Here is a 14,381-nt window from a genome sequence, read left to right on the forward strand (position 1 = left end):
GCCTGGCCGAGACGGCGGGCCCGCCGGTGGCCGCGGCGTGGTTGCGGGCGCCGCGCACCGGGCGGGGGCCGGCGCCGTTCTCCGTGCCGGAGGCCGTACCGGAGGGCTGCGCCTCGGCCGCCCGCTCGGCCAGCGGCTCGGGCACCGGCGCGCCGGAGAGCCGGTGCAGCGCGCCGCGCAGCCGGGCCAGCCGCGCCGCGTACGCGTGCTCGCGCGCCAACACGCCCGACAGCCACGCGAGTTCGGCCCTGAGCTGGTCGGCCCAGACCGGGTCGGTCAGCGGCCGGTAGGTGTACAGCACGCCGCTGATCCGCCGCGCCGACTGGCGCAGCAGCCGGGCCGCCTCCACCGCCTCCTCCGCGTCGGAGCCGCTCTCGCGGTGCAGGCGCAGGCTTCTCAGGAAGTCCCCCGCCTGCGCGTGCAGATAGCGGGAGAGCACCTCGCCCGCGGTGGTCGTCGCCCGGCCCTGGCCGCTGCTCGTGACCGCTGAACCCATGGCGTAGTCCGTCATTTCGTGTCCCCTGGTACCGGAGGCGGCACCGGTGACGGGACCCTGCCTGGCCCCCGTAACCTCGACCGCCAGGTCATGTCGCTGTTGAACCACGCCGGCGCCTCCGGGCGTCGATGAGCATCTCCTGTACGTGCCGCAGCGGCCGGTCGTCCGCGTCGACGGCGTGCCGGGTCCAGTCGCCGCTGGGGCCCAGGTGCCAGGACGCGGTGGAGTCCGATGTTCCGGTCTCCAGGAGCCGGTTGAGCGCGGCCCGGTGGGCGGGGTCGACGACGCTCACCAGCGCCTCGATCCGCCGGTCCAGATTGCGGTGCATCATGTCGGCGCTGCCGAGCCACACTTCGGGCTCGCCGGCGTTCCCGAACACGAACACCCGGGAGTGCTCCAGGAAGCGGCCGAGCACGCTGCGCACGCGTATGTTCTCGGAGAGCCCGGCGACGCCGGGGCGCAGTGCGCAGATGCCGCGCACCCACACGTCCACCTGCACGCCCGCCCGTGACGCCTGGTACAAGGCGTCGATGATGGCCTCGTCCACCATCGAGTTGACCTTGATGCGCACGTAGGCGGGCTTGCCGGCGCGGTGGTTGGCGACTTCCTTGTTGATCCGCTTGATCAGGCCGTCCCGCAGCGACTTGGGGGCGACCAGCAGCCGCCGGTAGTTCTCGCGCAGCGAGTAGCCGGAGAGCCGGTTGAACAGGTCGGAGAGGTCAGCGCCCACCTCGGCGTTGGCGGTCAGCAACCCCAGGTCCTCGTAGACCCGCGCGGTCTTGGGGTGGTAGTTGCCGGTGCCGACGTGCGAGTAGCGGACGAGCGTGTCGCCCTCCTGGCGTACGACGAGCGAGAGCTTGCAGTGCGTCTTCAGGCCCACCAGGCCGTAGACGACGTGGCAGCCGGCCGCCTCCAGCTTGCGGGCCCACTTGATGTTCGCCTGCTCGTCGAACCGCGCCTTGATCTCCACCAGGACGAGCACCTGCTTGCCGGACTCGGCCGCGTCGATCAGCGCGTCGACGATCGGCGAGTCGCCCGAGGTGCGGTACAGCGTCTGCTTGATGGCCAGCACGTCCGGGTCGGCCGCGGCCTGTTCCAGGAAGAGCTGTACGGAGGTGGAGAACGAGTCGTAGGGGTGGTGCAGCAGCACGTCGCGCTCGCGCATGGCGGCGAAGATGTCGGGCGGCGACGCGGACTCGACCTCGGCGAGGTCGCTGTGCGTGCCGGCGACGAACTTCGGGTACTTGAGCTCGGGCCGGTCCAGGCCGCCGATCCGGAACAGCCCGGTCAGGTCGAGCGGCCCGGGCAGCGGGTAGACCTCGGCCTCGGACACGTCGAGCTCGCGCACCAGCAGGTCGCGCACGTACGGGGCGATGGTCTCCTCGACTTCGAGGCGCACCGGCGGGCCGAAGCGACGCCGCATGAGCTCCTTCTCCAGCGCCTGGAGCAGGTTCTCCGCGTCGTCCTCCTCGACCTCCAGGTCCTCGTTGCGGGTGACCCGGAACATGTGGTGCGCCAGCACGTCCATGCCGGGGAACAGGTCGCCGAGGTGGGCGGCGATGACGTCCTCCAGCGGCACGTACCGCTGCGGCGACGCCTCCAGGAAGCGGCTGAGCAGCGGCGGCACCTTCACCCGGGCGAAGTGGTCGTGCCCGCTGACCGGGTTGCGGACCACGACGGCCAGGTTGAGCGAGAGGCCCGAGATGTACGGGAACGGGTGCGCCGGGTCCACCGCGAGCGGGGTCAGCACGGGGAAGATCTGCTTCTTGAAGAGCGCGGTCAGGCGCTCCTGTTCCTTCTCGGTCAGCTCGCCCCAGCGCACCAGGTGGATGCCCTCGTCGGCGAGGGTGGGGCCGACCTCGGTCTGGTAGCAGGCGGCGTGCCTGGCCATGAGCTCGCGGGTGCGGTTCCAGATCAGGTCGAGCACTTCGCGCGGCTGGAGGCCGGAGGCGGAGCGGGTGGCGACGCCGGTGGCGATGCGGCGCTTGAGGCCGGCGACCCGGACCATGAAGAACTCGTCGAGGTTGTTGGCGAAGATCGCCAGGAAGTTGGCCCGTTCGAGCAGCGGCGTCGCCGGGTCCTCGGCGAGTTCGAGCACCCGCTCGTTGAACGCCAGCCAACTGCGCTCGCGGTCCAGGAACCGGCCCTGGGGCAGTTCGTCGGCCTCGTCGGCGCTCTGGCCGGGGTAGGCGTCCAGGTCGGCGTCGATGTCAGGCTCCAGGTCCCGGGTGGTGGGGGCGCCGACCGCGTGCGGGCGGTGGGCGGCGATGGAACCGATGGATGGCTGGGGTGCGGGACGTCCGGACGGGTCGGTTTCGGGCGTGCCGTGTGCGCCGTGAATGGCTGGTGCTCCGTTGTTCGAGGCCGCACGTGCGGTGACCGCGTGCGAGCCGGTGCTGCCTTGGGGTACCGCGTCGCCGGTGCCGGTCGCAGCCGCCGCTCGGCCGGCGGGGCCGGCTGTGTCACGGGCGGTGCGGCGGGCGCCGCGCGGGCTCCGGGCGGCCGAACGGCCGGCCTCGGATGCGGGGGTCTCCTGGGCCGTCCCCTGACCCTGCGGCCGGGACGAGTCGTGGGCACTGGTTTCGTGGGGGTAAGGGGCACGTTCCCCGGAAGACTGCTGCATGTCCTTATTCTCCCGCGCGCCGGGCCGTGCGGGCTCGGCGGACGGAGCGGGAGGCGGTACGGCCTGGAGCCTCCGGTTCGGGGCATTCGGCACAGCGGGCTGCATTCAGCGATGCTCGCAAGCGACGTTGAATCGCCGGTAACGGGCACATGGCTGTCAGGCAAGCGGGTCCCCTCGCCCCGGTGGCCACGGCATCTCCCGGCGGGGCCGGTACGAGGGCCCACGAGCGCCCGGCGCACCTCGGCTCACGGCCCCCGCGGACCCGCGCCGCACGGGCGCCCCGGATACGTGCCCCATCCAGCCGGTTTCACGCGTCCGGTGCGTCCGTGCGACCGGGCGGGCCGGGGTGGTTTCCCGGGCCGGGGCGGGGCGCGGGACGGGTGACCGGGGTTGCGCCGCGGGTGGGACGGCGGGCCCGGGCGGCGCCCCCGACCGGCCGCCGCGGCCAGCTACCAGGGCGCCACTGGCCGGTATCGGCCGGCGGCGCGCTGGGGCGGTTGGGACCGGTGCTGCGGTGAGGGTGGGAGTGGGGGTTGGCGTGGGGGCCGCGACGAGCTCGGGGTGGGCTCCGGGTGGGCCCGGTGGGGGGCCGGGGCGGGGGCCGGCGTGGGGTGGAGCGGGTCGCGGTGCGGGCCGGTGGTGGGCAGGGGTCTGGTCGTGGTGGGTTGGAGCGGGTCGCGGTGGGTTCGTCATCGGCGGCCCGGCCGCCGGTCGGCCGCGTCCCGTTCCGGCGTCCCGGCCCGGCGTTCGGCACGGTCTTCCGTTGCGGTCGGGTGCGTGCGCCGTGCGGGTGACTTCGACGGGGTACGCGGGGCTGCGGAGGGCCGGACGGGCGCTCCGGTTCCGTGGGGCCCACAGGGCGGGGCGCCGGGGGCGGGATTCGCCCGCCGGACCCCGGCCCGCCGGACCCCGGCCCGCCGCCCCAGCCGGCCGACCCGGCCCCAACCAACCCGCCCCGCGCGCCCCGTCGGGACCAGCCCGCCCCGGACCCCGCCCCCCCTGGCCGGCTCAGCTCTCCGTGCGGTACATCAGGTCCGTCTCGTACGTGGTGAAGCCGAGGCGCTCGTACACGGTGACCGCCGGCACGTTGTCCGCGTCGACGTACAGCATCCCGGTCGGCAGGCCGCGGCCGGCCAGGTGGCGCAGGCCGGTGGCGGTGAGGGCCTTGCCGAGGCCGCTGCCCTGTTCGTCGGGGTGGACGCCGACCACGTACACCTCGCCCAGGCCCTCCGCCCGGTGCACCTTCGTCCAGTGGAAGCCGACCAGGCGGCCGGCGCGTTCGGCGAGGAAGAAGCCGGCCGGGTCGAACCACTCCTCGGCCTTGCGGTCGTCCAGGTCGCGCTGGGTGAGCGAGCCCTGTTCGGGGTGGTGGGCGAAGGCGGCGGCGTTCACCGCGAGCCAGGCCGCGTCGTCGGCGCCCGGCTCGAAGGTGCGGACGGTGACGCCCGCAGGCCACGTCGGTTCGGCGATCTCGGTGAGCGCCTGCTCGCCGAGCGGGCGGCGGAGTTGGCGCAGTTCGCGGAAGAGGGCGAGGCCGAGCACCTGGGCCAGGTGGCGGGCGGCCGGGTGGCCGCCGTGCGCCCAGACCCGCAGCCGCTTGCCCGACTCGCCGAGCAGGGTGCTGCCCAGCGCCCGGCCGTGCCCCTTGCCGCGCCAGCCGGGGCGCACCAGGAACTCGGCCGCCGGCGCCTCCACCGGGTCGGTGTCCTCCAGTTGGGCGTAGCCGCCGAGCGCGTCGGCCTCGCCGCGCAACAGCACGTGGCGTACGCCGGGGCGGCTGCCGCCGCGCAGCCGTAGCCGGCCCTGTTCCGACACGGCGGGCTGGCCGTCGGTACCGGCCGCTTCCGTGATGAGCTCCAACACCTCGGCCGCCTGCTCCGGCGTCAGCTCGTCCACGACGTCGATCCGCCGCTGCCGGCCCGGCCCCTGCACCTCGTCAGTCATGCGACGAGCCTACGACCCCGCCTTCCGGGCCAGGCTCCGGCGGAGCGGGTGGGGCGGTTGCGCCCCGGCGGGGGCGCACCCCCCGCGCAACCCTGTGGGGTGGCTGCTCCCTGTGGGTGGCTGCTCCCGGTGGAGGGGCTCCCGCGGGGTGGCTGCGCCCTGTGCGGTGGGGACGTACGACGGATCGTGCCCGTGCGGGACCGGTGGCTCCGCCATCCGCAGTGGTCGCCCCGCGAGCCGGTCGACGTCCGGCCGGCGGCCCGTCGGTGTCCGGCCCGCACCCGGTCCCCATCCGGTCCACATCCGGCCCGCGGCCGGCCCCGCCGGGCACGGTCCGGTACGCCCCACAGGTCACGCCGGCCGCTCCGGCCCCCACAGCCCCCGCCATCGGCCCGTACGAAGGCGCACGGCAAGGCGCCACCCGTTCGTAACCTCCGCGCTCCTGCCCCGCTACGCGCGTAAACCTTATGCTGCGGGCCTGCACCGCGCGGTGGTCAGTCGGCGTCCGGGACCCGGGCCGTACCCGCGCGGCATCCGCAGTCGTGAAGGGGAAACCATGCCAGCCACTCCTGGGCGCCGTCGCGCGGCGCGCCACCTCACCGCAGCCGCGGCGGTCCTGGCCGCGGCTGCGGGCGTGCTCACCACCGCCCTGCCCGCGGGCGCCGAGACCGAGGCACCCGCACGCGGCGGGGACCGCGGCCACCACCACGGCCGGACCGTGGACGTCCAGTTGCTCTCCTTCAACGACCTGCACGGCACCCTCGAACCCCCGCAGGGCTCGGCCGGCAACGTCACCCAGACCCTGCCGGACGGCACCACCAAGGCGACCCCGGCCGGTGGCGTCGAGTACCTGGCCACCTCGCTCCGCAAGGCCAGGCAGGGCCAGCGCTACTCGGTGACGGCCGCCGCAGGCGACATGATCGGCGCCAGCCCGCTGCTGTCCGGCCTCTTCCACGACGAGCCGTCCGTCGAGGCCATGAACAAGCTGGGCCTCGACGTCTCCTCGGTCGGCAACCACGAGTTCGACGAGGGCATCAAGGAACTGACCCGCATCCAGAACGGCGGCTGCCACCCCAAGGACGGCTGCTACGAGAAGGGCAAGCGGTTCCGCGGCGCCGACTTCCCCTACCTCGCGGCCAACGTGACCAGCGAGAAGACCGGGAAGCCGGTGCTCAAGCCGTACACCGTGTGGAAGCACAAGGGCGTCCGGATCGGCTTCATCGGCGTCACCCTGGAGGGCACGCCCGACGTGGTCACGGCCGAGGGCGTCAAGGGGCTGAAGTTCCACGACGAGGTCGAGACGATCAACAAGTACACCAAGGAGCTCAACCGCCAGGGCGTCAAGGCGATCGTCGCGCTGGTGCACGAGGGCGGGCTGCCGGCGTCCAACTCGTACAACTACGACTGTGACAGCCCGGGCCCGGGCGACGGCATCTCCGGCTCCATCGTGGACATCGCCAAGAACGTGAGCCCGCAGGTGGACGCGCTGGTCACCGGCCACACCCACCAGGCGTACGCGTGCACCATCCCGGACCCGAACGGCGTGCCGCGCACCGTCACATCGGCCGCCTCCTTCGGCCGGCTGTACACGGACACCACGCTCACCTACGACCGCCGCACCCGCGACATCGTGCGCACCAGCGTGGAGTCCGCCAACCACGTGGTGGACCGGGAGCAGGCCAAGGCCAAGGACATGACGGCGCTCATCAAGCGCTGGAACGAGCTGGCGGCCCCGGTCGCCAACCGGCCGGTCGGCTACATCTCGGCCGACATCCAGGGCCGCGGCCTGAACGCGTACGAGACGCCGCTCGGCGACCTGATCAGCGACGCGCAACTGGCCGGGCTCGCACCGGCCGACAAGGGCGGCGCGCAGGTGGCGTTCATGAACCCGGGCGGCATCCGCGCCGACCTGGCGTACAAGGCGGCCGGCGCCGAGGGCGACGGCGTGGTGACCTACGGCGAGGCGTTCACCGTCCAGCCGTTCACCAACATGACCAACGTGCTCGACCTGACCGGCGAGCAGTTGCTGACCGTGCTGCGCCAGCAGGTCAGCGGCGTCAACGAGAAGCAGCCGCGCATCCTCCAGGTGTCCAAGGGCCTCACGTACACGCTCGACCTGACCAAGGCCGGCGCGGACCGGATCGTCACCGACTCGGTGCGGCTGAACGGCCAGCCGATCGACGGGACGAAGACCTACCGGGTCGCGGTCAACGAGTTCCTGGCCGGCGGCGGCGACGGCTTCCCGGTCCTGAAGGAGGGCAAGAACAAGCTGGTCGGCCCCTCCGACCTGGACGTCTTCACGGCCTACCTGGAGGCCAACTCCAAGCCGGGCGCGCCGCTCGTGCCGTCCGAGGCGGACCGGATCACGGTCGTCAAGTAGTGCGGTAGCACTGGTGGGGCGAGGGCGGTTGGCGGCCTTGCCGCCGCCCCTCCCCGCCCGCACCACGGGCCGAGGGCCCGCACCCCGTCTTCGGGGGTGCGGGCCCTCGGCCTTGCGGCGCCGGCCCGCCGCGTACGGGGTGGGGCGCTGCGGGATTCCGTACGGGGTGGGGGTTGGCTTTCCGTACGGGTGGGGGCCGGTCTTCCGCACGAGGTGGGCCGCCTTCCGTGCGGGGTGGAAGGCGCGGGATTCCGTACGGGTGGGGGCCGGTTTTCCGTAGGGGCGCGGGTTCGGCCTCGTGGCGGGGCCTTCGCCGCCCGGGGCGCTACACCGCCGGCTTCGTGCGCTGGAAGCCGTCCGTGCTGCCGTCGGTCCACTTGAAGGCCAGGTTCTCGCCGCCGTTGCTCAGCTTGGCCGTGCCCGTCATCGAGTCGCCGCCGCAGGTCATGGTGAGGGAGCCCGCGGCGGTCACGGTGCCGGAGCAGGACTTGCCGTTGGCCGACATGGTGACGGCGCTGCCGTTGACGTGCATCGCGATCAGCTTGCCGGCGGCCTTGCTCGCCACGTGGTACCAGGTGCCCTGGAGCGAGGTGGCCTGGCCGCCGCCCGCCTTGTCCTTCGGCTCCGCCTGGTCGCCGGCCTGGTTGCCGGCCTTGTCGTTGTCCTTCGTCTTTGCGCCGCTGCCGCTGTCCTTGCTGCCGCCGTCGGCGCTGCCGCCCGTGCCGCTGGTCTGATCGCCCTTCTCGTTCGTGTCGCTCTTCGCGCCGCCGTCGGAATCTGCCGCCAGTGGCCGGGCCTCCTCTGACCGCCGGCTGTCCCGAGCGTCGTCCGGAGCGGCCGGCCGCGACGCCCCGGGCTTCTTCGCCGCCCCGTCCCCGGCCCGCTCGTCCGCCGCGGACGCGCTCGCCTCCGGGGTGCCGGAACCGTCCGCTCCGGCGGGCTGACTGGCCGGCGCATCGGATTTCCCCGCCGCCGTTGACGCATCATCGTCGTCGCCACCGCAGCCGGTCAGCGTGAGGGCGAGTACCGCAACCGCCGACGCGGCGATCGACGTCATTTTTCGCACGGAATTACCGTTCCTGTCCTACCGAGAAAGAGGGTGTGCGGGGCGCCCTTCGCCGAGGGCGCGAAAAGCCGCCCACGACGGGACTGACCTGCGCCAACTGCCGTACCCGGCAAGGCGTTTCCCCGACCGCCTTCGACCTTTCCACAGGCCGGTCGGGGAATTCCAGGGGCATTGCGGTGTTCCGTGGATCAGTTGAAATACACCATGGATCAGTCCATTCGACCCGCCGTTCCAGGCAAGCCGCTCAACGCTTTTGACGCCGTCACGCCCCTTCGCGCGGGCCGGGCCCGCGGCGCGCCCGGCCGCCCCGCCTGGAGGGGGCCCGCCTCCCCGCAAGGCCGGCCCCCCAAGCCACTACTCCCCCGCGTCCCACAGCGCCCCGTCGCGCGCGGCGATCCGCGCGGCCAGCCGGTCGATCACCTCGTCCACCGGCCGCGCCTCGATCCTGCGCCCGTCGCGCAGCCGCAGCGCGAGGTCGCCGGCGGCGGCTTCCCGGGCGCCGATCACCGCCTGGTACGGGACCCGCCGCGCCAGCCGGACCCGGGCCCCGAGGGTGCCGCGCTCCGGGCCCAGCACCTCGGCCCGCAGGCCGCGTTCGAGGCAACGCTCGACGACGGCTTCGGCGGGCCCCGACTCCGCGTCGGTCAGCGGCAGCACGGCCAGTTGGACGGGGGCGAGCCAGCCGGGGAAGGCACCGCCGTGCACCTCGATGAGGTGGGCCACCGCGCGCTCGACGCTGCCGATGATGCTGCGGTGCACCATGACGGGCCGGTGTCGGGCCCCGTCCGCACCGACGTAGGTCAGGTCGAACCGCTCCGGCTGGTGGTAGTCGATCTGCACGGTGGACAGGGTCGACTCGCGGCCCGCCGCGTCCGCGATCTGCACATCGATCTTCGGCCCGTAGAACGCGGCCTCGCCGCGCGCCGCCTCGTACCGGATACCGGCCCGGTCCAACGCGCTGACCAGCAGTTCGGTGGAGCGCCGCCAGGAGTCGGGGGTGGCGGCCGACGGCTGCTCCGGGCCCGGCAGCGAGAGCCGGTGGCGGGCGGCGGAGATGCCGAGCGCCGCGTACGCCCGGTCGATCATCCCGAGCGCGCCCAGCACCTCGTCGACCACCTGCTCCGGGGTGCAGAACAGGTGCGCGTCATTGAGGTTGATCGCCCGCACCCGGGTCAACCCGCCGAGCACCCCGGACAGCTCCGAGCGGTACATGCCTCCCAACTCGGCCATGCGTAGCGGTAGTTCACGGTAGCTGCGGGAGCGGGAGCGGTAGATCACCGCATGGTGCGGGCACAGGCTGGGGCGGAGCACGACCTGTTCGCCGCCGAGTTCCATCGGCGGGAACATGTCGGCGCTGTAGTGCTCCCAGTGCCCCGAGATCTCGTACAGCTCCCGTTTGCCGAGCACCGGCGACGCCACGTGCCGGTAGCCGGCGCGCCGTTCCGCCTCGCGGACGTACTCCTCCAGGGCGTGCCGCACGGTCGCGCCGTCCGGCAGCCAGTACGGCAGTCCGGCGCCGATCAGCGGGTCGGTGTCGAAGAGTTCGAGCTCGCGGCCGAGCTTGCGGTGGTCGTGCACGGGGGCCTCCTCCGGGTGCGGGGCGGGCGGCCACGGCTGCGTGCACGACACAGCCCCGGGGCACTCGCCCCGGGGCTGTTGATCAAGACAGGGATCAGCGCGCCGGGACTCGTTCCGGCGTCGTCGTACGTGCGGCGCGCTGCATCATGCCGGCGACCGTAGCAGCCGGGCCCCGGTGGTCGGCCACTGGTTTTTTCGTGGCAGGCAGAAGCGGGAGAAAGCGTTGCCGGTCCGGTTCTCGCGCGGGAAAACGCGTTGCCGGGCCGGGCGCCCCGTGCTGGGGTGTGCCGCATGGAGCACAGTGATCCGCGCCCAGCGCCGGCCGAACCACCCCACGACGCGACCGCACCGCACGCCGCGGACGCCCCGGAGACCGCACCCACCCCTGCCGCCCCGGGCGACGCGGGCGACTCGGGCGTCGACCCCGCGTACCGGGCCCGGCTGCGGGCGCAGTTCGACCGGCAGTTGCGGGAGAAGGCACCGGCCGACGGCCCCACCTCGCGCGTCGAGCGGATCTCCGGCGTGGTCCGGCAGACCAGCACGGCAAGCGGCTGGAACGGGGTGCTCTGGTCGCAGCTCGACGCGGACACGGCCGATGCGGCCATCGCCGAGCAGATCCGCCACTTCGGCGCGCTCGGCCATTCCTTCGAGTGGAAGCTGTACGACTACGACGAGCCGGCCGACCTCGCGGACCGGCTGCGGGCGGCGGGCTTCGTGCCCGAGCCCGCGGAGGCGCTGCTGGTGGCCGACGTGCAGCAGCAGCCGACCGAGGTGCGGCTGCCGGACGGCGTGACGCTGCGCCCGGTGCGCGACGCGGATGACGTACGGCTGATGGCCGAGGTGCATCAGAAGGCGTTCGGCACCGACGCCAGCGCGTTCCACGCGCGCCTGGCCGAGCAGGTCACCGCCGGCACCGACACGCTGGTCGCAACGGTCGTCATGGCCGGTGACGAGCCGGTCTGCGCGGCGCGCATGGAGTTCTACCCGGGCACGGAGTTCGTCGGCCTGTGGGGCGGCGGCACCGCCCCGGCCTGGCGCGGGCGCGGCATCTACCGCGCCCTGGTCGCCCACCGCGCCCGCATCGCCGCCGAACGCGGCTACCGCTACCTCCAGGTGGACGCGTCCGACGACAGCCGCCCCATCCTGCAACGGCTGGGCTTCGTCCACCTGGCCACGACGACGCCGTACGTCTACGGCGGCTGAGCGGCTGGCGCGCGGCTGCCGCTGGCGCGGGCTGCCGCGCTGGCGGTGTGGTGCCTGCTGGCAGGCAGGGGCCGCTGGCGCGGCTTGCGGTGCGCATCGCCGGTTAGCGCACGGTCCGCTGGCGCGCGCATCGCCGGCTAGCGCGTCCGGGCGTCGGCGCCCCGCCCCGTGCGTACGCCGCCCGGGCGGGTCGGCGTCCACACCGCCCGGGCGGGCCCGGCCGGCGGGAGGCGGCCCAGTGGCGGATGGGTCGCCGCCCGACCGGCGGGCAGGGGTGCCGCGTCCCCGGCGGGAGGCGGTGCCGGGACACGGCGTCGAGCGACCAGCGGACGGGGCACGCCGCCCGCTGGTCGCTCACGGGCAGCACGGCGCGCGTGGGTTGGTGTGGATGGGTGTGGGGGGTGTGGGGCGGGGTGGGTGCGGCGGATTGCTGTGGGGTGGGTGCTGCGGGTGGGTTGTTGCACCGGGTTGCCGTGGGTGGGTTGTTGCGCCCGGTTCCCGCGGGTGGGTTGCTCTGGCCGGTGGCTGTGGTGGGTCGTTACCGCGGACGGTCGGGGCCGCGGGTGGGGGGCCGCGGTCCCGCTCCCCGTTAGGTGGATTCCGCCGTCAGGGCGAAGACGTCGTGGTCGCAGCAGGCGAGGCGGTCGACGGTCGCCCACCCCTCGGCCAGGGACTGGCGGATGGCGTCCCAGCCGGCCGGGCGGGAGCGGTCGAGCCAGCGCTCGGCGGCGGTGAAGTACCCGCGGACCCGCTCCAGTTGGCTGGCGATCAGGTCGCGCAGCGGCTGCGACGCCTCCCCGGCGGCCACCGCCCGCTCCAACTCGGTACGGGTCAGCCCGCAGCGGTGCAGGTCCTCCAGCGGGACGTACAGCTTGCCCATCCTGAGGTCGTCCGCGATGTCGAGCAGGAAATCGAGCGTCTGGATGCCGAAGCCCCAGGCTATCGCCGCGTTCTGACACCCTTCGTCGAGCGCCTGCCCGCGCTGTCCGAGCAGGACGGCCAGCCAGCGCGCGGGTTCACCGCTGACACCGTGCATGTAACGCTCCAGCGCGTACACCGTGTCGTACGTTTCGGTCGTCAGGTCCGCCCGCAGCGCGTCGCCGGCCTGGCGCACGCCCACCTCGCAGAGCTGCCAGGTGTGCACGAAGTCGCAGAACGCCAGCTTCACCAGCTTCGCCTGGTCGGCCGCCGGTCGCCGGCCGGGTTCGCCGGCGAGCGGGCCGAGCGCGGTGGCCGGCGGCGCGTGCCGGGTGGCGTGCAGCAGCCGGAAGAAGCCGTCGGTGAAGGCGTCGTAGCGGCGCAACCGCTCCGCCAGCGGCACGCCGTGCGCATCGGCGATGTCGTCCGCCTGCCCGCAGAAGGCGATCATGGCGTCCCAGTACGGCCGCCGGTCGGGCCTGAGCTGGTCCCGCATCCAGGTGTGCGCGGCGTGGTTCTCCTCCTGGAGGATCGTCTCGCACAGCGCGTACGCCTCGCGCAGCAGCGGGTCGTGGAGTTCGGCCGCGTCCCACTCCTGCCGGGTCACGAGACGGGCCGAACGACGACGAACGCCTGCTGTTCCTGCCGGCGCAGCGGGGTCTGCTCCGCGTAGATCCGGTCGATGAACTCCACCCGGTGCTGGTAGATGGCGGTGGATGCGGCCACCTCCATGACCTGCGGCGTGTCGATCAGGAACGGCGTCTCGGCAATCAGGTAGCGGGCGGCCTCGGCGGTCTGGGCCTCGGTCGGGTCCGCCCCGTTCAGATGGTTGCGGAGCACCTGGCGCACCACCCGGTGGTAGCTCTCTCGGGTCTCGGCATCCGCGTCGAGCGCGTCCTCGGTCCGCCGCAGCAGGCTCCGGTAGGCGGGCCTGACCTCGATCTCGGAGAGCCGGTGCAGGCCGAACACCACGTCCTCGGGGGCGCCGACCGCCTGCCAGGCGCGGGTGACCCGGTTGTAGATGCGCGACGCCTCCCCGTACGCCTTGCGGCGCGCCCGGCCGGGGGCGTATCCGAGGGCGAGCCAGGTGTGGAGCTGCGCCGAGTCCGGAATCATCACGTCCACGTGCCGGAACTGGCTCGCGGCCCAGCCCAGGAGTTCGGTCAGGCGCTCCTCGCTGAAGTAGCTGTTGCCCGGGGAGACCCCCACCAGGGCGTGCTCGCCCCGAGCGCAGACGGTCTGGCACTGCTCCGTCAGGGGCTCGGTGGTGAACTTGGGCGCGAGCGTCGAAGGGTTGGAGTTCGTCACAGCGAAGCGTTCCTTTCGATGTCCCTGGGCATGGGTCGTTCGCCGACCTCCCGGCCGCCTTCCGCTTCCTTCTCGGCGCGCAGCACCGTGGCGAGCGCCCCGATGTACGCGACGTCCAGGACGAAACAGGCGGTCATGCAGTACGGCAGCCAGGGGCCCGGGTATTCCGAGGTGTCGAGGAACCAGGCGGCGCAGGTGGCCGCGGTGCCCACGCACTTGAAGACGGCGATGCCCATCGACTGGCCCCGGCTCGACCCCCGTGCCGCCAACATCGCGAGGAAGAGGCCGGACATGGCCACGTTCATCCCGAAACTGGTCAGCACCACGTCCCCGTCGTCGAACTCGCGCGAGAGCACTTCGATCCCGGCATAGGCGAGGCCGAGCACGACGACGAATCCGGCGTAGAAGAGGCGCGGCGGCAGGAAGGGGAATTCTCCCGGGCCGAACCGGAATACGGTGTAGAGCAGCCCGCAGTCGACGATGAGCCAGATGACGCCGATGACGACTTCGGCGCCACCGACGTCGGAATTGCTGCCCGACATGTGGTCGGCTGATCTGAAGAAGACGAATTGGAATTCCCAGCAGATGTTCATCGCCAGGGCCACCAACGGAATGCAGTACGTTTTGTCGCGAAGCCCGCTCCGGACCGCCAACACGTAGGTGATGGTCCAACACAGGCCGCATACGGCGGCGAGCAACATACGGATGCCGTCTACCATGTCCCCTCTCAGCACCACATCGACCAATCGCCACGGAGCGCGGCGGGCCTTTCGATTGCACAGCGGAATGCGGCGAGGTCACAACGGCGTGCGGGAGCACGATGGGCGGGCCGCCAGTTGGGGCTGGCGCCCGCGAGAGCCCCCTA

The 14,381-nt window shown here is 73.2% G+C and carries 10 protein-coding genes; 2 read left to right on the top strand and 8 right to left on the bottom strand.

Annotation, left to right across the window (positions count from 1 at the left end; all coding sequences use genetic code 11):
- The 3 genes from ACMA1D_RS26790 to mshD all read right to left on the bottom strand — a co-directional run.
- On the bottom strand, nt 1-511 hold a 511-nt coding region (locus ACMA1D_RS26790; RefSeq protein ID WP_414726574.1), incomplete at its 3' end, for a CHAD domain-containing protein.
- Nucleotides 512-584: 73 nt separating this feature from the next.
- Nucleotides 585-3,119 (bottom strand): RNA degradosome polyphosphate kinase, encoded by a 2,535-nt coding sequence (locus tag ACMA1D_RS26795; protein ID WP_414726575.1) that lies wholly within the window; start codon nt 3,117-3,119, stop codon nt 585-587.
- Between the two features lie 1,008 nt (nt 3,120-4,127).
- Nucleotides 4,128-5,063 carry a mycothiol synthase gene (gene mshD / locus ACMA1D_RS26800; protein ID WP_414726576.1) on the bottom strand — a complete coding sequence of 312 codons (936 nt, stop codon included), beginning with the start codon at nt 5,061-5,063 and terminating at the stop codon, nt 4,128-4,130.
- Nucleotides 5,064-5,619: 556 nt separating this feature from the next.
- Here mshD and ACMA1D_RS26805 point away from each other — a divergent pair.
- A complete protein-coding gene (locus ACMA1D_RS26805; RefSeq protein ID WP_414726577.1) occupies nt 5,620-7,443 on the top strand; it encodes a bifunctional metallophosphatase/5'-nucleotidase in 1,824 nt (607 codons plus the stop codon).
- A 325-nt stretch (nt 7,444-7,768) separates the two neighbouring features.
- Here the strand turns inward: ACMA1D_RS26805 and ACMA1D_RS26810 are convergent, their stop codons facing one another.
- Nucleotides 7,769-8,500 carry a hypothetical protein gene (locus ACMA1D_RS26810; RefSeq protein ID WP_414726578.1) on the bottom strand — a complete coding sequence of 244 codons (732 nt, stop codon included), beginning with the start codon at nt 8,498-8,500 and terminating at the stop codon, nt 7,769-7,771.
- A 363-nt stretch (nt 8,501-8,863) separates the two neighbouring features.
- Complete coding sequence (thrS, locus tag ACMA1D_RS26815) at nt 8,864-10,087, bottom strand: threonine--tRNA ligase (protein WP_414726579.1); 1,224 nt, start codon at nt 10,085-10,087, stop codon at nt 8,864-8,866.
- A gap of 291 nt (nt 10,088-10,378) precedes the next feature.
- Here thrS and ACMA1D_RS26820 point away from each other — a divergent pair, with 291 nt between their 5' ends.
- Nucleotides 10,379-11,290 (top strand): GNAT family N-acetyltransferase, encoded by a 912-nt coding sequence (locus ACMA1D_RS26820; protein ID WP_414726580.1) that lies wholly within the window; start codon nt 10,379-10,381, stop codon nt 11,288-11,290.
- A 589-nt stretch (nt 11,291-11,879) separates the two neighbouring features.
- On the opposite strand, the gene ACMA1D_RS26825 is transcribed toward ACMA1D_RS26820, so the two are convergent.
- The 3 genes from ACMA1D_RS26825 to ACMA1D_RS26835 are packed head-to-tail and all read right to left on the bottom strand — an operon-like array spanning nt 11,880 to nt 14,235.
- Nucleotides 11,880-12,815: a squalene/phytoene synthase family protein gene (locus ACMA1D_RS26825; RefSeq protein WP_414726581.1), complete on the bottom strand. Its 936-nt coding sequence runs from the start codon at nt 12,813-12,815 to the stop codon at nt 11,880-11,882.
- A complete protein-coding gene (locus ACMA1D_RS26830) occupies nt 12,812-13,516 on the bottom strand; it encodes a tRNA-dependent cyclodipeptide synthase (protein WP_414726582.1) in 705 nt (234 codons plus the stop codon). Before ACMA1D_RS26830 ends, ACMA1D_RS26825 begins: the two co-directional genes overlap by 4 nt.
- Entirely contained in the window at nt 13,513-14,235 is a 723-nt protein-coding gene (locus ACMA1D_RS26835) for a hypothetical protein (RefSeq protein WP_414726583.1), read from the bottom strand. Before ACMA1D_RS26835 ends, ACMA1D_RS26830 begins: the two co-directional genes overlap by 4 nt.
- Between the last annotated feature and the right edge of the window lie 146 nt (nt 14,236-14,381).

It is taken from the genome of Streptomyces sp. 796.1, from assembly GCF_047525675.1.
Lineage (GTDB): Bacteria > Actinomycetota > Actinomycetes > Streptomycetales > Streptomycetaceae > Streptomyces.

Bases quoted from the DNA above. Each gene is read 5' to 3' on its own strand.
- ACMA1D_RS26795 (WP_414726575.1), bottom strand. From the start codon at position 3,119: ATGCAGCAGTCTTCCGGGGAACGTGCCCCTTACCCCCACGAAACCAGT.
- ACMA1D_RS26810 (WP_414726578.1), bottom strand. From the start codon at position 8,500: ATGACGTCGATCGCCGCGTCGGCGGTTGCGGTACTCGCCCTCACGCTG.
- ACMA1D_RS26835 (WP_414726583.1), bottom strand. From the start codon at position 14,235: ATGGTAGACGGCATCCGTATGTTGCTCGCCGCCGTATGCGGCCTGTGT.
- ACMA1D_RS26805 (WP_414726577.1), top strand. From the start codon at position 5,620: ATGCCAGCCACTCCTGGGCGCCGTCGCGCGGCGCGCCACCTCACCGCA.
- mshD (WP_414726576.1), bottom strand. From the start codon at position 5,063: ATGACTGACGAGGTGCAGGGGCCGGGCCGGCAGCGGCGGATCGACGTC.
- ACMA1D_RS26820 (WP_414726580.1), top strand. From the start codon at position 10,379: ATGGAGCACAGTGATCCGCGCCCAGCGCCGGCCGAACCACCCCACGAC.